Below are 17326 nucleotides of genomic sequence, written 5' to 3' on the forward strand. Positions count from 1 at the left end.
CCGCTTCTCGGTCACCCGGCTCCGCCCTTCAGATCTGCCGTGCGCGGCACGCGGAGGTCCCCGGGCTGCTGGGCGCGCAGGAGCGACCTGTAGTGCTCACTGCTGTCGAGGAGCTCCCCATGACTGCCCGTGGCGACGACCCGGCCGGCGTCGAGGACGACGATCAGGTCCGCGGCGCGGATGGTCGACATGCGGTGCGCGATCACGAGCAGCGTGCACTCGCGCGCCGTTTCCCGCATCGACCCGCGCAGCGCCGCTTCGCTGACCGCGTCCAGATGGGCGGTCGGCTCGTCCAGCAGGAGCAGGCGAGGCCGGGCCAGCAGAGCCCGGGCGATCGCGATCCGCTGGCGTTCGCCACCGGAGAGCGCCATGCCGTGCTCCCCGGCCTCGGTGTCCATGCCCCGCGGCAGTCGGGCGATCAGGTCCGAGAGGTGCGCCAGCTCTACCACCCGGTCCACCTCCTCCGGCCCGGCGTCCGGGACGGCGTAGGTGAGGTTCTCCCGCAGCGTGCCGTACAGCACCGGGGCATGCTGTTCCACCAGACCCACCTGGGCCCGGTGTTCGGCTCGGCCGGTCTCCCGTATGTCACGGCCGCCGAAGAGGATGTGGCCGCGGTCCGGGTCGTAGAACCGCTCGATCAGGGCGAAAACGGTGGACTTTCCGACTCCCGAGCTGCCGATCAGGGCGACATGGGAGTGCTCCGGTGCTTCGAAGGTCACGCCGCGCAGGACGGGGCGTCTCGGTTCGTAGCCGAACCACACGTCACGGAACTCCAGCGCGGGCGCTCGCGGCCGGCCGCTGCCGCCGTCCGCCGGGCCGTCCGCCGGAGCCCCGGCTTCTGACACCGCGTCCTGCTCCGTGGGCAGTTCCATCACCTCCGTGACCCTGCGGTACGCGCCCACGCCCTGCTCCATGGTGCTGAGCGACTGGAACAGCATGCCGATCGGCTCCACCAGGTAGATCATGTACAGCAGGAAGGCGGCGAGATCGGCGATCGACCCCTGCCGGTCGGCGACGCGCATGCCGCCGATGAGCAGCACGACGACGAACGATCCCTTGACGGCCAGCTGGATCGCCGGTGCCACCACGGCGTCCAGCTTCGCCATCCGCACGCTTCCCGCATAGGCCGACCTGGCGCCGTCCGCGATGCGATCGGTCTCGCGCTGCTCGGCGCGGCTGGCCCGGACGGTGCGGATGGCGCCGAGCGCGCGCTCCAGATCAGCGGTCATCGCCCCCGTCGCCCGCTGCGTGAACAGCGACGCCACCTCGATGCCGTGCAGCACCGAGACTACGATCACGGCGGCGATCGCCACCATGCCCAGCACGACGAGGAACATCAGCCAGTCGAGCCAGATCATCAGCGCCACGACGCCGATCAGCCCGATGACACCGGTGATCGCTTCGGTGAAGCCCTCCGCGACGAGCAGCCGCAAGGTGGTGCTGTCGGTGCTGGTGCGCGAGATCAGGTCGCCGATGCGGTGGCGGTCGTAGACGGCCATGGGCAGTCGCAGTACCTGCTTGATCAGGCCGAGCCGGATTCCCAGGACGATCCCTTCGCCGGTGCGGGCCAGGACGAACTGGGCGAGGCCCTGCACCAGTGCCTGGGCGAGGAAGAGGGCGACGAGCAGGGCCAGGGCGGGCCCGATCGCGGTTCCGGACCCGGTCGCCTCGATCACCTGCCTGACCAGCAGCGGCTGAGCCAGGCTCAGAGCCGATGCTCCCAGCGTGAGCAGGACGGCGAGCGCGACCCACCGCCGGTGTCCGTGCAGCAGGCGCAGAAAGTCCCACGGGGCGGTCCGGCTCCGCTCGGCGGTCTCATCCGTCGCTTCGGGCTTCATGGATCACGGCCTCGCGGCTGACGGAACCAGGAGCGCAGGGGACGGTGAACAGGGGGCGGAAGTAGTCGGGCGGGTGGTTCTCTCCCACCGGCACCCCTTCCGCCTCCACCCAGGCGTGCGCACCGAAGGGCGGCAGACGCCGCGCGCCCACGCACCAGGTCGGCCACTGGCCGTGCAGACGGCACAGCAGGATCGTGGCCAGGGACCGGGGCAGGCATCCTTCCCGCCCCCCGCACGCCAGGCTGACGGCGACCACGGAGTCCCGGGCGGCGCGGGTCTGTTCGAGGGTGGCCGGACGGGCGCCCCGGCGCAGCCACTCCAGCACGGTCCTGATGCGCCGTGGGCGTCGGCGGGCCAGCAGCCGCGCGGCGCCGACGGCGAGCCGGACCGGGATACGGCGCCGTAGGGGCACCGAACGCGGGTCGTGGAAGATCGCCTCCGGTGAGGTCATCGCCGCCTCCTCCCCGCCCGTCGACCGAGTCCGTGGGGCTGTCGGCCGTGCGCCCTACGGCCGGAGTCGTCCTCGCCCAGGCCCGCCGAACGCAGTTCGCCGACCAGCTCCCGGACGTCCCGGTGCGCGGTGCCGATGTCCACCGCGTACTCCTCGCTGAGCATCCGCGCGGCATCTGCTTCGGTGCCGCCGTCCAGCAAGGTCCGCAAGGTGAGGGCGGCGCTGGGATTGAGCGTCCAGTACTGGTCGCGGACCTCGTCGAGGAGCGCGATTCCGTAGTCCGTCTCTGCCGTGAACACACCCTCACGCAGCTTGAATGCCATCGGCCCTCTCCAGCTCCAGCGTGCGGAGCCACAGCTCGCACACCACGGTCTGGTACAGCGCGTCGAACGGCAGAGTCGGGGGCAGCGGCCCACCGCACATCTCGCGCAACACCTCCGCGTCGATCAAGCCCGACCGGGCCAGCCGGGAGTCCTCGCACAGGGCCAGCAACTCGCCGCGCTGCTCCCGCATCCCGGCCTCCGCCTCGTACGAACCCTCGTCCTTGGTGTGGCGGGTCAGGCTCTCGTCGGGAACGATGCCGCGCATCGCCTCGACGATGAGCGGCTTGTACTGCCAGGGGGTGATCCTGTCCTGCGGCCGTACCGCCAGGCCCGCTTCGATCACGCGGTCGTCGTAGTAGGGGGCGGCGAGGGTGAGCCCGGCGCGGGTGGCCAGCTGCCCCACTTGCCGGACCATGCGGGCGTTGTTTCCCATGGCCTCCAGCTCGATGTGCTGTCCGCGCCTCTCGGCCAGTGGTTCGGTGGTACGCGCCGCGGTGCGGATCAGCTCTCGTACGGCCTCGACGGCGTCCGGTGTCGCCCATGGGGGGAGCCGCGGTGGCGTCCCCCAGTCCAGCGCGGGCGTCTCCCATGGGGGTGGTACGGCGGTGAGCAGCTCGCCGGCTCGGGCGAGCCACGCACGGTAGGAACTGCTGTCCCACAGCTGCCGGAGCGTTTCCCGATACGGCCACGGGCCCTGGGCGGCGAAGCCACGCAGGCTCTGCCACGCGGTCCTGGGGTGGGTTCGTATCAGCGTGTGCAGATGCGCGGGTGAACCGGCGAGCAACTCGTCCCCGCCGAAGCCCGTCAGGTGCATGCGCGATCCCTGTGCCGCGGCCAGCCGTGGAATGACCAGACAGCGGCTGGGATGCATCATCGCCGGGCACGGCTCGTCGAAGCGCTCGTCCACCTCCCGAAGGCCCTCGAACACCATCGGCAACCGGTCTCCGGCGATGACGTGGTGTCCGACGTCGCCCAGTCCCGCGACCGTCCGGCGGGCCCAGGTCACGTCGTCGCACAGGGGATCGAGGCCGTCGGCGGTGTAGGCGATGACCTTCGCCGTGCCGCGTGCGGCCAGAGCACACACCGAGGTCGAATCCAGCCCGCCCAGGTCGCAGCTCACCAGGTCCCGTCCCCGGACACGGACCTCCACCGCCGTCGAGAGCGCCTCGCGCAACGCCGGCGCGCCCTCGGCCATCGGCACCACCGGCTCGGGAGGGGCCCACCACGCGACGGGCCGTCCCCGGCCGTCGGCGTCGAGCGCCAGGTAGTGGCCGATTCCCACGGCGCTCACCTCACGCCACACCGGCTCGCCGGCCAGCGGGTGGGGGGCGCACGGATTCAGCAGGCGGGCCGCCAACCGCTGCTCGTCGACGTCCGCGTCGAGCAGGGCGGCCAGGACGTCGGCCCGGTCCGCGGCCACGGTGGCGTCACCGATCCTGGCGTGGAACACCCGGCGAAAGCCGGTGAGGCTCCCCTGGACACGCACCCGTCCGGTGACCGAGGCGATCAGATGGGAACTCCCGGCCATGTCACGGGCCAGACCGTCCAGGCCGGAGAGGGTGTCGACGCGGCCGGCCGCCGGGTCGAGCCGGTCGGTGGTGAGGGCGTGTTCACCGACGACCGCGATCTTCGTCCGGCCCGCCTCACCGACGGTCAGGGCATCGGTGGACCAGCGGCCGAGCAGCCACGGCCGTCCCGATGGGTGGCTGACCTCCTGGACCTTCCGGGTGCGGAGTGCGGCAGCCGCCCGGCCCGCCGAAGCGCAGTCCGGAAGGACGGCCAGCCAGCCCGGCCCCTCGCCGGAATCAGGAAAATCGACCATGCCGGTCCTTTCCTGACCTGGGCGGCAGGACTGACGCCCTACCGCCGCCTGGAGATCTCGTGCCGGTGGAACAACCGGCGGATCAGAAGAACCTCCTCCGGAAGAACCAGAACCGTTCCGGTCCAGCCCTGAAGCCAAGACCGGTCTTGCGGAATGAGCCGACCGCGGTCAGCGTCGGACGCTCGTAGGTGCGCATGTCGTTGCACCTCCTGAACTGCGTGCGTCGCTATCGGTTACTTCTTCCACGATAGGCACCTATTCGGCGAATTGGCCAAAAAGGCCGGTTCGCCTGGAAGGTCCGGTTTCGATGGTGATTCAACTTTTAGGATTCCTCAGTGGCGGCACCGGCGTCATAACACCCTCGCCAGGCTCGCCCAGACCGCGTTGCCGCCCGTGAGGGTCGAGCGGGTGATCCCCCAGCTCTCCGCTATCTCCCGGACGAGCAGCAGGCCGCGGCCGTTCTCGTCGTCGAGGCCGGGGCGACGGCCGGGGATGCCGCGGCCCGAGAGGTCGCCGTCGTGCACCTCGAGGCGGAAGCGCTCGTCGGGCATCAGCCCGACGCCGCACAGGATCCGCTCACTGAGCGTGTGCAGCACGGCGTTGGTCACCAGCTCGGATATGAGCAGGACGGCGTTCGCGCACACCTCGTCGGGTACCTGCCACGAGTCCAGCCGCGCCCGCATGGCATGACGGGCGCTTCTGACGCTGGTCCGCTGCGGCGGCAGTTCCAGCCAGTGCGTGCGGCCCGGGCGCACCGCGTCCAGGAACCGGGGAGTGGATGTCGTGTGGGGGGACACGGCGGTCGCCTTCCGTGGGGGGTGGGAAGGGGCGAGGCGGACAACGGACCGGCCGGAAAAGGGGAGTGGGGGCTTCCGGCGCCCTGGTCACACAAGTAACTATGCTCGCAGAGCAGTTCACGCTGCAACCATCTCCCTGATAATTTCAAACGGAACGCATCGCCCCGCTCGGATCTCCGGCAGAACGATCAAGTCCCCGCCGGCCTTGCGCCGATGACGACCCCTCAGGAGGTACGGCGTGAACGACGCGCGATCAGGCACCGGCGCCGGCGCACCCACCGTCCTCCGCATGATCCTCGGCCGCCGCCTTCAGGAAGCCCGGCAGCACGCGGGCCTCACCCTCGACGACGCGGCCAGGACCCTGCGCGTGACCCCGCTGACCATCCGCCGCCTGGAAAAGGCCGAGGTCGGCCTGAGGATCCTCTACGTCGAGAAGCTGCTGGAGACCTACGGCGCCGGCCGGCAGGAGATCGACGAGTTCGTCACCCTGGCCGAGCGGGCCAACGAGCCCGGCTGGTGGCACCCGTACCGCGATGTGATGCCGTCCTGGTTCACCGCCTACGTGAGCCTGGAGACCGGCGCGAGAACGCTGCGCACCTATGAGCCGCAGTACGTCACTGGCCTGCTCCAGACGCCCGGGTACGCGGGTGCCGTGCTGGGCGGGGGCTTCCCGAACGACGACGAGGAGGACCTCCAGCGGCGCGTGGAGCTGCGGCTGCGCCGCCAGGGCCTGCTCACCAAGCAGGACCCGCCCACGCTCTGGGTGGTGATGGAGGAGGCCGTACTGCACCGCGTGGTGGGCGGCCCCGAGGTGATGCGGGAGCAGATCGACCGGCTCCTGGAGGCGTCCGAGCTGGAGCACGTCAGCGTCGACATCGTCCCGTTCGCCGCGGGCGCCCACGTCGGGGCGTGCGCGCCCTTCACCTACTTCCGTTTCGAGGAGCGGGAGCTGCCCGACATCGTCTACAGCGAGATCCTGTCCGCCTCCGTCTACCTCGACCAGCGTGCCGACGTCGTGGCGCATCTGGAGGCGCACAACCGGCTGTCTCTGAAGACCTCGTCCGCGGACAGCAAGGCGCTGTTGAACCGCATGCGGAAGGAGTACTCATGACCATCGCCGAGGGCACCGTCTACAACGGGATGCCCGCGTCGGACCTGGGGGAGCAGGGCTGGGAACGGCCCTGGAGCGGTCCGAACGGGGGGCAGTGCGTGGAGGCCAAGCAACTCGCCGACGGCCGCGTGGCGGTCCGGCAGTCCACGGATCCGGCCGGTCCCGCGCTGATCTACACGCCCGAGGAGATCACCGCGTTCGTCGCGGGGGTCAAGCAGGGCCTCGCCGACTATCTGACGGCTCACTGACACCCGGTCGCATCCGCACCACCACCCCCCACCGAGAGGCACAGCATGACCCACTCGCAGGCCGCGCGGGACATAGACACCAGCAGGCCCCACTCCGCCCGCATGTACGACTACTACCTCGGCGGCAAGGACCACTTCGAGGTCGACAAGCAGGCCGCCGAGCGGGTCGCCGAGGCCTACCCCGCCATCTTCGTGTGCGCGCGGGAGAACCGGGCCTTCATGCACCGGGCCACCCGGGTCCTCGCCCGCGAGCACGGCATCCGCCAGTGGCTGGACATCGGCACCGGCATCCCCACCGAGCCCAACCTGCACCAGGTGGCCCAGTCCGTGGTCCCCGACGCCCGGGTCGTCTACGCCGACAACGACCCCCTCGTCCTCAAGTACGCCGAGCGCCTGATGCGCAGCTCGGCTGAGGGCCGTACGACGTACATAGAGGCGGACGTCAACGACCCCCAGACCCTGCTGAACGCGCCCGCGCTGGCCGAGATCCTGGACCTGAGCCGCCCGGTGGCGCTGTCCCTCAACGCCCTGATGCACTTCGTCACCGATGCCCAGGACCCCTACGGCATCGTGCGCCGCCTGCTGGACGTCCTGCCCTCGGGCAGCGCCCTGGCGCTGAGCCACTGCACGCCCGACTTCGACGCCCCCACCTGGCAGAAGGTCACCGACATCTACACCACGGCCGGGACCCCGGTGCGGTTCCGCTCCCGGGAGGACGTCGCCCGCTTCTTCGACGGCCTGGACCTGCTGGAGCCGGGCGTCACCGTGGGCCACCGCTGGCGCCCGGAGCCCACCGACGGCGACACCCCGACGGACGCCGAGGTCAGCCTGTGGACCGGCGTGGGCATCAAGCCGTAGCGTCCTGGGCCCTCAGCAGCTCCCGGTACCAGCGGTACGACGACTTCGGGGTCCGCTCCTGGGTCTCGAAGTCGACGTGGACCAGGCCGAAGCGGCGTGCGTAGCCCTCCGCCCACTCGAAGTTGTCGAGCAGGGACCAGACGAAGTAGCCGCGCACGTCGACGCCCGCCTCCAGCGCCCGGTGCAGGGCCCGGACGTGGCCGTCCAGGTAGGTGACGCGCTCCTGGTCGTCGACGCCCGGGTAGGAGCAGCCGTTCTCGGTGATGACGACGGGCGGGAGCCGGTCGCCGTAGCGCTCGCGGAAGCCGGTGAGCAGTTCGGTGAGGCCCTCGGGTACGACCGGCCAGCCGAAGTCCGTGACCGGGTGGCCTTCGATCTCCCGGACGGAGAAGGGCAGTTCGGCGGGCATGGAGACGCCGCCGAACTCGATCTCCGTGCCCTGCGGGGCGCCCACCCGCGTCGGGGCGTAGTAGTTGACGCCGTACCAGTCGAGCGGCTCGGCGATCACCTTCAGGTCGGCCTCGACGTCCCCGGGCATCAGCTCGCCGATGCCGTCCGGGTACCGGCCCAGCAGCAGCGGGTCCGCGAAGAGGCGGTTCAGCAGCAGGTCGTAGAACTCGGCCGCCTCCACGTCCGCCGCCTCGGTCGACGCCGCCCAGGTGGGGCCGTGCGAGTTGGCGACGCCGATGTCCGTGGCACCCGAGGCGCGCAGGGCCCGCACGGCCAGACCATGGGCCAGCAACTGGTGGTGCGCCACCGGCAGTGCGTCGAACAGCAGCTTCCGGCCCGGGGCGTGCACGCCCAGGGCGTGGCCCAGCAGGGTGTGCTCGGCGGGCTCGTTCAGGGTGATCCACTTGGTCACCCGGTCACCGAGGCGCTCGGCGACCAGCGACACGTACTCGGCGAAGCGCGCGGCCGTGTCCCGCTCCAGCCAGTCCAAGTCCGCCGGCAGGTCCCAGTGGAACAGGGTCGGCACCGGGCGCACGCCCGCCGCGCACAGGTCGTCCACCAGCCGGTCGTAGAAGTCCAGGCCCTTCTCGGAGCGCACCCGCGGCCAGGAGACCGAGAAGCGGTACGCGTTCACGCCCAGCCCGGCCAGCAGTGCCACGTCCTCGCGGTGACGGTGGTAGTGATCGCAGGCCATCGCCGCCGTCGACCCGTCCTTCACCCGTCCCGGCTCGGCCGTGAAGGCGTCCCACACGGACGGCTCGCGCGTGTCCACCGCGCCCTCGATCTGGTGCGCCGAGGTCGACACGCCCCAGAGGAAACCGGCCGGGAAGCGGGGAATCGGGTTGCCTGCGTCAGTCGCCATGCGCGGATCATCCGTACCGGTGGTAACTCAAGTCAACAGGCCGCCGCCCGGGACCTGTTAAGCCCCTTCCTTCAGGACCCGCGAGATCAGTTTGCGCTGCTCGTCCGTCAGCCGGGGATCCGAGCAGTAGACCGTCTTGCCGTCCACCGTGATCTGGTAGCTGAAACCGTCCGGCACCCCGATCGGCGGAGTGCCCCGGCCGGCGGCCACCGCCTGCTCGGCCAGGGCGTGCCACTCGGCGGCATCGGGGCGGCCCGAGGTGTCCACCTCGGCATGCCGCTCGATGCCCGCGAACCCGCCTGTGCGCCTCACCTGAATCCGCATGGCACCTGTCTAGTACGGAACTACAGGGTCCGCACCCCGACCTGCTCCCAGGCCTTCGACACGGCGTCCAGCTCCTCCCCGTCGCCGAAGCGCTCCCGGGCGGCCTTGACGGTGAGCGTGGCGAAGTCGGTGAACATCGCCTTCTCCTTCAGCTCGCCGCCGGTCAGCACGTCGTACCAGACCTGTCCGGCGCGCTCCCAGGCGTGGCCGCCGAGGGCCGTGGCCGCGAGGTAGAAGGCGTGGTTGGGGATGCCGGAGTTGATGTGGACACCGCCGTTGTCGCGGCCGGTGCGGACGAAGTCGTCCATGGTCGCGGGCTGCGGGTCCTTGCCGAGGACGTCGTCGTCGTACGCCGTGCCCGGCTCCTTCATGGAGCGCAGCGCCACGCCCGTCACCCGCGGGGCGAGCAGGCCCGCGCCGATCAGCCAGTCGGCCTCGGCGGCGGTCTGGCCGAGCGTGTACTGCTTGATCAGCGCGCCGAAGACGTCCGACACGGACTCGTTCAGCGCACCGGGCTGGCCGAAGTAGGTGAGGTTCGCGGTGTACTGCGTGACGCCGTGGACCAGCTCGTGGCCGATGACGTCGATCGGGATGGTGAAGTCGAGGAAGATCTCCCCGTCACCGTCCCCGAAGACCATCTGCTCGCCGTTCCAGAAGGCGTTGTTGTAGTCGCGGTCGTAGTGCACCGTCGCGTCCAGCGGCAGGCCGTTTCCGTCGATCGAGTCGCGCTGGTACGCCGTGAGGAGCAGCTCGAAGGTGGCGCCGAGGCCGGCGTAGGCGCGGTTGACCGTGGCGTCCTTGCCGGGCTTGTCGCCCTCGCCGCGGACCTTGTGTCCGGGCAGGTCCGTGCCGTGCCGGGCGTCGTGGACCGTGCGCTGCGGCTTGCCGTCGGCGACCGAGGCGACGGCACTCGCGCCGAGGACCGTGGTGAGGCGGCGCTGGGTGCGCTCGAAGGCGTCGCGCTGCAGGGTGCGGCGGGCGGGTCCGGCCAGTGCGGGGTCCTCGGCCTGGGAGAGCTTGTCGAGGACATGGGGCGGAACGATGGTGCAGAAGACGGGCTCGAAGCCCCCGTGAGTCGTCATGACCGGCACCCTTGCACTGCGTGACGAGGCTGTCACTAGTCGCCACCATGATTGGTGAAATACGGGGACAAGCGACTTCACGCTCCGTGGCGAAGTGGTATAGCGCACTTTTTGTCCCGTATGTTCGCCCGGTCCCGCATACTGATACGGACCCGCGCACCTTGGAGGGCCTCGGCTAGCATGCTGCGCATCATGCGTTTCGGGCTGCTTCTCCTTAGCTGCCGCGGCGAGGGCCTGTAGTCGAGGCCGACTCCCTCCCCGCGGAGCTTGGTGCTGCGTCGTCGGCCGTCCTTCCGGACATCCTGAGGAGCCCCCGCATCATGGCGAACCGCCAGCAGCCCAGCACCATGCCGATCCACAAGTACGGCCGCTACGAGCAGGTCGACATCCCGGACCGCACCTGGCCGGCCAACCGGATCACCACCGCCCCCCGCTGGCTCTCCACCGACCTGCGTGACGGCAACCAGGCGCTGATCGACCCCATGTCGCCCGCGCGCAAGCGCGCCATGTTCGACCTGCTGGTCACCATGGGCTACAAGGAGATCGAGGTCGGCTTCCCGGCCTCCGGCCAGACCGACTTCGACTTCGTGCGCTCCATCATCGAGGAGCCGGGCGCGATCCCCGACGACGTCACCATCTCCGTACTGACCCAGGCCCGCGAGGACCTGATCGAGCGCACCGTGGAGTCCCTGAAGGGTGCCAAGCGCGCCACGGTCCACCTGTACAACGCCACGGCCCCCGTCTTCCGCCGGGTCGTCTTCCGCGGCTCCAAGGACGACATCAAGCAGATCGCGATCGACGGCACGCGGCTGGTCATGGAGTACGCGGAGAAGCTGCTGGGCCCGGAGACGGAGTTCGGCTACCAGTACTCGCCCGAGATCTTCACGGACACCGAACTGGACTTCGCGCTGGAGGTCTGCGAGGCGGTCATGGACGTCTGGCAGCCCGGCCCGGGCCGCGAGATCATCCTCAACCTGCCGGCGACCGTCGAGCGCTCCACGCCCTCCACCCACGCCGACCGCTTCGAGTGGATGGGCCGCAACCTCTCCCGCCGCGAGCACGTCTGCCTGTCCATCCACCCGCACAACGACCGGGGTACGGCCGTCGCCGCCGCCGAGCTGGCCCTGATGGCCGGCGCCGACCGCGTCGAGGGCTGCCTGTTCGGACAGGGCGAGCGCACCGGCAATGTCGACCTGGTCACCCTGGGCATGAACCTCTTCTCCCAGGGCGTCGACCCGCAGATCGACTTCTCCGACATCGACGAGATCCGTCGTACGTGGGAGTACTGCAACCAGATGGAGGTCCACCCGCGCCACCCGTACGTGGGCGACCTGGTCTACACGTCCTTCTCCGGCTCCCACCAGGACGCCATCAAGAAGGGCTTCGACGCCATGGAGGCCGACGCCGCCGCCAAGGGCGTCACCGTCGACGACATCGAGTGGGCGGTGCCCTACCTGCCGATCGACCCGAAGGACGTCGGCCGCTCCTACGAGGCGGTCATCCGGGTCAACTCGCAGTCCGGCAAGGGCGGTATCGCGTACGTCCTGAAGAACGACCACAGCCTGGACCTGCCGCGCCGTATGCAGGTCGAGTTCTCCAAGGTCATCCAGACCAAGACGGACGCTGAGGGCGGCGAGGTCACGCCGAAGGACATCTGGGCGGCCTTCCAGGACGAGTACCTGCCCAACCCCGAGAACCCGTGGGGCCGGATCCAGGTCAAGAACAACCAGTCGACCACCGACACCGACGGCGTGGACACGCTGAAGGTGGAGGCCACGGTCGACGGCCAGGACACCGTGCTGACCGGCTCGGGCAACGGCCCGATCTCGGCCTTCTTCGACGCCCTGCAGTCCGTCGGCATCGACGTACGCCTGCTGGACTACCAGGAGCACACGATGAGTGAGGGCGCCTCCGCGCAGGCCGCCTCCTACATCGAATGCGCGATCGACGACAAGGTCCTGTGGGGGATCGGGATCGACGCGAACACCACGCGCGCCTCCCTGAAGGCGGTCGTCTCGGCCGTCAACCGCGCGACGCGCTGACCAGTCGTAACGGGGATTATGGGGCTCTGCCCGCCGTTGTCCGGCGGGTGGAGCCCCGTCACATACCGGCCAATCCCTGTGAGGGTCACGGAAAGGTCTCCTCCGGGGTGCTGACTCCTCCTCACGGATGTGGCTAACATCACGCAAGCGCGGCGACGCTGCCGTGCGGCGTGACGGAGGTGCGACGTGCTGCCAGGACGGGGACGAAACGGCCATGCCGCCAGGTTTTCCAGCATCCTGGGCACCCGTATCGCATGGACCGCCGCCGGTGACGGGGAGTTCTTCTGCCCCGGCTGCGGCGGCGACCGCAACTACCAGCGGCTGACCGGACAGCGCCGCTTCACCCTGCTCGGCCTGCCCGTGCTGCCGCGCGGCGAGACCGGCCCGGTCGTGGAGTGCGCCGCCTGCCGCCGCCACTTCGGCACGGACGTCCTCGACCATCCGACGACCACCCGCTTCTCCGCGATGCTCCGCGACGCCGTGCACACCGTCGCCCTCGCCGTACTGGCAGCGGGCGGCGCCGGTGCCCGTACGGCACTGGAGGCAGCCGTGCTGGCCGTGCGCGCGGCCGGCTTCGACGACTGCACGGAGGAGCAGCTGGCCGCCCTCGTCGAGGCGCTGGAGGCGGACACCGGCCGGATCAGCGGCGAGCCCTGCGGTGCCGGGCTGGCCATAGAGCTGCACGAGGCCCTGGACCCGCTCGCCCCGCACCTCGCCACCGTCGGCCGCGAAGCGATCCTGCTCCAGGGCGCCCGCATCGCCCTGGCGGACGGGCCGTACACCCCGGCCGAGCGGGACGTCCTCGCGACGGTGGGGGCGGCGCTGACCATCTGCTCGGACGATGTGACCCGGCTGCTGGCGGCCGCCGCGCGTACGCCGTCGTAGGACACGTCCCCGCGTTACTCCCCGGGGAGTAGTCCGCGGCCCGTGCCGCCCCGGGCAGTACCCCTCAACTCGGCCTCGCGCCCGACGAACCCGCCCCCGCGCGCCGGGAGTCTGGAGAGCGTTCCAGACACCCGACCCGGAGGGAGCCCGGCTGATGGGGGACACAAGGACACGTACGGGGCGACGGGCCGTGCCCTGGGTGGTGGTCGGACTGTGGCTGGCCGCCCTCGTACTGCTCGGGCCGCTCGCCGGGAAGTTCGCCGGCATCCAGCAGAACCGCGCGGTCGACTACCTGCCCGACAGCGCCGACTCCACCCAGGTGGCCCGCGTCCAGGACCGGCTGCCCGGCGGGGAGTCGACCGACCTGGTGCTCGTCTACCACCGGGACGGCGGCCTGACCGACGCCGACCGGCGCACCGCCGCCGAGCAGGTCGCCGAGGTGAGCGGTGCCTACGACCTGACGGGCGGCGAGGCGCGGGGCGTTCCGTCCAAGGACGGCTCCACCCTGATGTACCCGGTCTCCAGCACCCAGCCGGGCCAGGACGAGGAGGCCCGGGACGCCTTCGTCGACGGGGTGCGCGACATCGCCGAGGGCGGCGGCGGGCTGAGCGTCGAGGTCGGCGGGCCGGGGGCGCTGAACACCGACATGAACAAGGTGTTCGGGACGCTCGACGCCACCCTGCTGCTCGCCACGCTCGGCGTCGTCACCGTGCTGCTCGTCCTCATCTACCGCAGCCCCTTCCTGTGGCTGGTCCCGCTCGCCGTCGCCGGCGTCGCCGCCGCCACGGCGATGGCCGCCGGATACGGACTCCACGAACTGTTCGACGTCACCGTCACCGGCCAGAGCGGCGGTGTGATGACCGTGCTGGTCCTCGGCGCCGGCACCGACTACGCGCTGCTGATCGTCTCCCGCTACCGCGAGGAACTGCGGCGCCACGAGCGGCCGTACGACGCCATGCGCGCCGCCCTGCGCGGCTGCGGTCCGGCGGTCCTCGCCTCCTCGGGGACCGTCGCGGCCGGGCTGCTGTGCCTGCTCGCCGCCGACCTCAACAGCAGCAGCGGCATGGGGCCGGTCGGCATGGTCGGGGTGCTCGCCGCGCTGGTCGCCATGACGACCCTGCTGCCCGCGGTGCTGGTCCTGCTCGGGCGGCGCGTCTTCTGGCCGCTGATCCCCGCGTTCGGGAGTGAGCCGAAGGCCCGGCGGTCGCTGTTCGCCGCGATGGGCACCTCGGCGACGCGCCGCCCCGCCCTGGTGCTGGTCGGCGGGGGCGTGCTGCTCGGCGCCCTCGCGCTCGGCACGCTCAATCTGTCCGGCAGCATCAAGCAGGAGGACTCGTTCACCGAGCGGCCCGAGTCGATCACCGCGATGCGGACGCTGGCGCAGGAGTATCCCGAGCGCAGCAGCCGGCCCGTGACGGTCATGGCGCCCGAGGGGCGTGCCGGGGCGGTGGCGGAGCGGGCCCGTGCCACCGACGGTGTCGCCGAGGTGGTTCCCGGGCGGAGTGGTTCCGGGTGGACGGAGATCGCCGTCTTCACGACCGCCGCGCCCGAGACACCGTCGGAGACCCGCACCATCGAGGCGTTGCGGGTTGGGCTGGATCCTCAGGGCGCGTATGTCGGCGGGCCCAGCGCCCAGCAGATCGACCTGGCCGACAGTGAGTCCAGGGACCGCAAGGTGGTCGTGCCGTTGGTGCTCGTCGCCGTGTTCGTGATCCTGGTCGGCCTGTTGCGCAGCCTCGTCGCGCCGTTGCTGCTGCTGGCGGCGGTGGTCGCGGTGTGGGGTGCGGCGCTGGGCATCGGCGGGCTGGTGTTCGAGCCGGTGTTCGGGTTCGGCGGTACGGATGCGGGGCTCGGGTTGCTGTCCTTCGTGTTCCTGGTCGCGCTTGGTGTGGATTACGGCATCTTCCTGATGCACCGGATGCGGGAGGAGTCCGTGCGGGGGGCCGAGCCGGAGGTGGCCGCGTTGACCGCGTTGCGGACGACGGGTGGGGTGATCGCCTCTGCGGGGGTTGTGCTCGCGGCGACGTTCGCTGTGCTGACGACCTTGCCGATGGTCGGGCTGGTGGAACTCGGGTTCGTCATCGCTGTGGGGGTGTTGCTGGATACGTTCCTTGTGCGTACGTATCTGGTGACCACGGCGAGTGTGCTGTTGCGGCGGCGGGTCTGGTGGCCGGGGAGGCTCTCTCGTGCACCGGAACCGGCCGTTGAGGCTGAGCGCGGGCGGGTGCGCAGCCCGGCGTAGCGGGGTGCCGCTGCGCCCACCCGTGCCGCCCCCAGCGGCACGCATGCCCGCAGCTGAGAGAGCCGAGGATGATGCCCGTGCAGGCACCCACCACATCGGACCGCCCCCCGGCCGCGACCTGGTCGCGGCCGGGGGAGCGGGTCATGGCCGCCATCAACCGCGACCCCCTCACCGCCCCGCACGCCCTCCGCAACGACGCGCTGCTCGCGGTCGCCGCCGCAGCGGTCGCCGTCGCCCTCGGGCTGCTGGTCGACGACGGGCGTGGGCCCGACGCGCTGGGGTGGGTGCTGCTGCTCGCGTGCAACGTGCCGATCGTGTGGCGGCGGCGTCGGCCGTTGCTCGTGCTGCTCGGGGTCGTGGCCTGTGTCGCCCCGTACCACGCCCTCGACAACCCCCACTCCGCGCCGACCCCGGCCACGTACATCGCGCTCTACACCGTCGCAGTCACCGGCCGTCCGCTGCGGGCCGTCCTGGTCGGGGCCGGCGTCCTCACCCTCTCGACCAGCGTGATGCTCACCATCAACGCCCACGAGGCCCTGAGGATGCTGCAGATCTCGGGCTGGGTCGTCGCCGTGCTGTTCTGCGGCGTCGACGTGCGGTTCTACCGCCAGTACGTCGCCTCGATCGTGGAGCGTGCCGAACGGGCCGAACGGACCAGGGAGGAGGAGGCCCGGCGGCGGGTCGCCGAGGAGCGGCTGCGGATCGCCCGGGACCTGCACGACCTGCTCGCCCACAGCATCACCCTCATCGGCGTGCAGACCTCCGTCGCCGCCCATGTGCTGTCCGCCGACCCCGAGCGGCTCGACCGGGAGACGGTCGCCAAGGCCCTCGACGACATCGCCGAGACCTGCCGCAGCGCCCGCGGCGAACTCCGTACGACGCTGGAGGTGCTGCGAGAGCACGGCCCGCCGGAGGCCCGCGGCCCGCTGCCCGGCCTCGACGGCCTGCCCGACCTGGCGGGGGCCGCGCGGCTGGCCGGTGCCCGGGTCGAGCAGACCGTGCGGATACGGCAGGCACCGCCCGCCGTCGGCGCCGCCGCCTACCGCATCGTGCAGGAGGCCCTGACGAACGCGGTCCGGCATGCGGGACCCGATGTCTCGGTCCGTGTGGAGCTGGACGAGCGGCAGGGCGCCCTGCATCTGTCGGTCAGCGACGACGGCACCGGACCCGACCCGGGCGGCACGCCGGGTTTCGGGCTCGTCGGAATGCGGGAGCGGGCCCGCAGCGTGGGTGGCACACTCGACGCCGGACCGCGTGCCGGGGGCGGCTTCGAGGTGACCGCGGTCCTGCCGCTGACCACGACGGGGAAGAGGACCGGATGACCATCCGAGTGCTGCTCGCGGACGACCAGACCCTGGTGCGGGAGGCGTTCGCGATGCTCGTGGAGTCGGCCCGTGACATGGAGGTCGTCGGCCAGGCCGCCACCGGCCGCCAGGCCGTGGAACTGGCCCGCGGCGGGCGCGCCGACCTCGTGGTGATGGACATCCGCATGCCCGACCTGGACGGCATCGAGGCGACCCGGCTCATCGCGGCCGACGACGACCTCGCGGGCGTCCGCGTCCTGGTCCTCACCACCTACGACACCGACGAGTACATCGTGGACGCCCTGCGCGCCGGCGCCTCCGGGTTCCTGGTCAAGGACACCAGGCCGGCCGAACTCCTCGACGCCATCCGCACGGTCGCGGCCGGAGACTCCCTGCTGTCGCCCGGGCCCACGGCACGGCTGATCGAGCGGTTCCTGCGCAGCCCCTCGGCACCGGCGACCGGCGGGCCGGAGCGCCTGTCCGAGCGCGAGCGGGAGGTGCTCGGCCTGGTCGGGCGCGGGCTCAACAACACCGAGATCGCAGAGGTGCTGGGCCTGAGCCCGCTGACCGCGAAGACCCACGTCAGCCGCATCATGGGCAAGCTGGCGGCGCGGGACCGGGCGCAGTTGGTCATCGTGGCGTACGAGTCGGGGATCGTGACACCGGGGAACATCTGACGGACAGGCA

General features: G+C 71.2%; 17 protein-coding genes. 8 read left to right on the forward strand and 9 right to left on the reverse strand.

Annotation, left to right across the window (positions count from 1 at the left end; genetic code table 11):
* Positions 1 to 11 precede the first annotated feature (11 nt).
* The 6 genes from ACZ58V_RS15335 to ACZ58V_RS15360 all read right to left on the reverse strand — a co-directional run bounded on the left by ACZ58V_RS15335 (position 12) and on the right by ACZ58V_RS15360 (position 5231).
* Complete coding sequence (locus ACZ58V_RS15335; RefSeq protein WP_468191695.1) at positions 12 to 1838, reverse strand: ABC transporter ATP-binding protein; 1827 nt, start codon at positions 1836 to 1838, stop codon at positions 12 to 14.
* Positions 1816 to 2289: a lasso peptide biosynthesis B2 protein gene (locus ACZ58V_RS15340; RefSeq protein ID WP_468191692.1), complete on the reverse strand. Its 474-nt coding sequence runs from the start codon at positions 2287 to 2289 to the stop codon at positions 1816 to 1818. Before ACZ58V_RS15340 ends, ACZ58V_RS15335 begins: the two co-directional genes overlap by 23 nt.
* Positions 2286 to 2612: a lasso peptide biosynthesis PqqD family chaperone gene (locus ACZ58V_RS15345; protein WP_468191690.1), complete on the reverse strand. Its 327-nt coding sequence runs from the start codon at positions 2610 to 2612 to the stop codon at positions 2286 to 2288. The genes ACZ58V_RS15340 and ACZ58V_RS15345 overlap by 4 nt, the downstream gene beginning before the upstream one ends.
* Positions 2593 to 4434: a lasso peptide isopeptide bond-forming cyclase gene (locus ACZ58V_RS15350; protein ID WP_471290328.1), complete on the reverse strand. Its 1842-nt coding sequence runs from the start codon at positions 4432 to 4434 to the stop codon at positions 2593 to 2595. Before ACZ58V_RS15350 ends, ACZ58V_RS15345 begins: the two co-directional genes overlap by 20 nt.
* Before the next feature lie 82 nt (positions 4435 to 4516).
* Positions 4517 to 4630: a keywimysin-related RiPP gene (locus tag ACZ58V_RS15355; protein ID WP_107092234.1), complete on the reverse strand. Its 114-nt coding sequence runs from the start codon at positions 4628 to 4630 to the stop codon at positions 4517 to 4519.
* 154 nt (positions 4631 to 4784) lie between these two features.
* Entirely contained in the window at positions 4785 to 5231 is a 447-nt protein-coding gene (locus ACZ58V_RS15360) for an ATP-binding protein (protein ID WP_471290330.1), read from the reverse strand.
* Between the two features lie 238 nt (positions 5232 to 5469).
* Between ACZ58V_RS15360 and ACZ58V_RS15365 the strand changes: the two genes are divergently transcribed.
* The 3 genes from ACZ58V_RS15365 to ACZ58V_RS15375 are packed head-to-tail and all read left to right on the forward strand — an operon-like array spanning position 5470 to position 7448.
* A complete protein-coding gene (locus ACZ58V_RS15365) occupies positions 5470 to 6342 on the forward strand; it encodes a helix-turn-helix domain-containing protein (RefSeq protein ID WP_468191680.1) in 873 nt (290 codons plus the stop codon).
* The gene (locus tag ACZ58V_RS15370) at positions 6339 to 6590 is read left to right on the forward strand and encodes a DUF397 domain-containing protein (protein ID WP_468191677.1); all 252 of its coding nucleotides are present in this window, start codon (positions 6339 to 6341) and stop codon (positions 6588 to 6590) included. The genes ACZ58V_RS15365 and ACZ58V_RS15370 overlap by 4 nt, the downstream gene beginning before the upstream one ends.
* A 45-nt stretch (positions 6591 to 6635) precedes the next feature.
* Positions 6636 to 7448, forward strand: coding sequence for an SAM-dependent methyltransferase (locus tag ACZ58V_RS15375; protein ID WP_471290331.1), 813 nt, complete (start codon positions 6636 to 6638; stop codon positions 7446 to 7448).
* On the opposite strand, the gene ACZ58V_RS15380 is transcribed toward ACZ58V_RS15375, so the two are convergent.
* Genes ACZ58V_RS15380 through ACZ58V_RS15390 form a run of 3 tightly spaced genes read right to left on the reverse strand, consistent with a single transcriptional unit; the run spans position 7438 to position 10166 of the window.
* Positions 7438 to 8760, reverse strand: coding sequence for a GH1 family beta-glucosidase (locus ACZ58V_RS15380; protein ID WP_471290332.1), 1323 nt, complete (start codon positions 8758 to 8760; stop codon positions 7438 to 7440). The two genes, ACZ58V_RS15375 and ACZ58V_RS15380, sit on opposite strands and share 11 nt — an antisense overlap.
* Before the next feature lie 57 nt (positions 8761 to 8817).
* Positions 8818 to 9084: a protealysin inhibitor emfourin gene (locus ACZ58V_RS15385; protein ID WP_184592473.1), complete on the reverse strand. Its 267-nt coding sequence runs from the start codon at positions 9082 to 9084 to the stop codon at positions 8818 to 8820.
* Positions 9085 to 9104: 20 nt separating this feature from the next.
* Positions 9105 to 10166 (reverse strand): M4 family metallopeptidase, encoded by a 1062-nt coding sequence (locus ACZ58V_RS15390; protein WP_468191668.1) that lies wholly within the window; start codon positions 10164 to 10166, stop codon positions 9105 to 9107.
* A gap of 320 nt (positions 10167 to 10486) precedes the next feature.
* Here ACZ58V_RS15390 and leuA point away from each other — a divergent pair, with 320 nt between their 5' ends.
* The 5 genes from leuA (at position 10487) to ACZ58V_RS15415 (ending at position 17316) form a co-directional block, all read left to right on the forward strand.
* Complete coding sequence (leuA, locus tag ACZ58V_RS15395) at positions 10487 to 12208, forward strand: 2-isopropylmalate synthase (RefSeq protein WP_189723439.1); 1722 nt, start codon at positions 10487 to 10489, stop codon at positions 12206 to 12208.
* 186 nt (positions 12209 to 12394) lie between these two features.
* Positions 12395 to 13093, forward strand: coding sequence for a tellurite resistance TerB family protein (locus tag ACZ58V_RS15400; protein WP_468191666.1), 699 nt, complete (start codon positions 12395 to 12397; stop codon positions 13091 to 13093).
* Positions 13094 to 13247: 154 nt separating this feature from the next.
* Positions 13248 to 15335 carry an MMPL family transporter gene (locus tag ACZ58V_RS15405; protein ID WP_471290333.1) on the forward strand — a complete coding sequence of 696 codons (2088 nt, stop codon included), beginning with the start codon at positions 13248 to 13250 and terminating at the stop codon, positions 15333 to 15335.
* A 68-nt stretch (positions 15336 to 15403) separates the two neighbouring features.
* Complete coding sequence (locus ACZ58V_RS15410; RefSeq protein ID WP_468191660.1) at positions 15404 to 16657, forward strand: sensor histidine kinase; 1254 nt, start codon at positions 15404 to 15406, stop codon at positions 16655 to 16657.
* Positions 16654 to 17316, forward strand: a complete 663-nt coding sequence (locus ACZ58V_RS15415) for a response regulator transcription factor (protein WP_471290335.1) — start codon at positions 16654 to 16656, stop codon at positions 17314 to 17316. Before ACZ58V_RS15410 ends, ACZ58V_RS15415 begins: the two co-directional genes overlap by 4 nt.
* The last annotated feature ends 10 nt before the right edge of the window (positions 17317 to 17326 follow it).

Source organism: Streptomyces sp. NPDC040589 (assembly GCF_055594445.1).

Bases quoted from the DNA above. Each gene is read 5' to 3' on its own strand.
- ACZ58V_RS15405 (WP_471290333.1), top strand. From the start codon at position 13,248: ATGGGGGACACAAGGACACGTACGGGGCGACGGGCCGTGCCCTGGGTG.
- ACZ58V_RS15415 (WP_471290335.1), top strand. From the start codon at position 16,654: ATGACCATCCGAGTGCTGCTCGCGGACGACCAGACCCTGGTGCGGGAG.
- ACZ58V_RS15350 (WP_471290328.1), bottom strand. From the start codon at position 4,434: ATGGTCGATTTTCCTGATTCCGGCGAGGGGCCGGGCTGGCTGGCCGTC.
- ACZ58V_RS15385 (WP_184592473.1), bottom strand. From the start codon at position 9,084: ATGCGGATTCAGGTGAGGCGCACAGGCGGGTTCGCGGGCATCGAGCGG.
- ACZ58V_RS15375 (WP_471290331.1), top strand. From the start codon at position 6,636: ATGACCCACTCGCAGGCCGCGCGGGACATAGACACCAGCAGGCCCCAC.
- ACZ58V_RS15390 (WP_468191668.1), bottom strand. From the start codon at position 10,166: ATGACGACTCACGGGGGCTTCGAGCCCGTCTTCTGCACCATCGTTCCG.
- ACZ58V_RS15380 (WP_471290332.1), bottom strand. From the start codon at position 8,760: ATGGCGACTGACGCAGGCAACCCGATTCCCCGCTTCCCGGCCGGTTTC.
- ACZ58V_RS15345 (WP_468191690.1), bottom strand. From the start codon at position 2,612: ATGGCATTCAAGCTGCGTGAGGGTGTGTTCACGGCAGAGACGGACTAC.
- ACZ58V_RS15340 (WP_468191692.1), bottom strand. From the start codon at position 2,289: ATGACCTCACCGGAGGCGATCTTCCACGACCCGCGTTCGGTGCCCCTA.
- leuA (WP_189723439.1), top strand. From the start codon at position 10,487: ATGGCGAACCGCCAGCAGCCCAGCACCATGCCGATCCACAAGTACGGC.
- ACZ58V_RS15335 (WP_468191695.1), bottom strand. From the start codon at position 1,838: ATGAAGCCCGAAGCGACGGATGAGACCGCCGAGCGGAGCCGGACCGCC.
- ACZ58V_RS15355 (WP_107092234.1), bottom strand. From the start codon at position 4,630: ATGCGCACCTACGAGCGTCCGACGCTGACCGCGGTCGGCTCATTCCGC.
- ACZ58V_RS15410 (WP_468191660.1), top strand. From the start codon at position 15,404: ATGATGCCCGTGCAGGCACCCACCACATCGGACCGCCCCCCGGCCGCG.
- ACZ58V_RS15370 (WP_468191677.1), top strand. From the start codon at position 6,339: ATGACCATCGCCGAGGGCACCGTCTACAACGGGATGCCCGCGTCGGAC.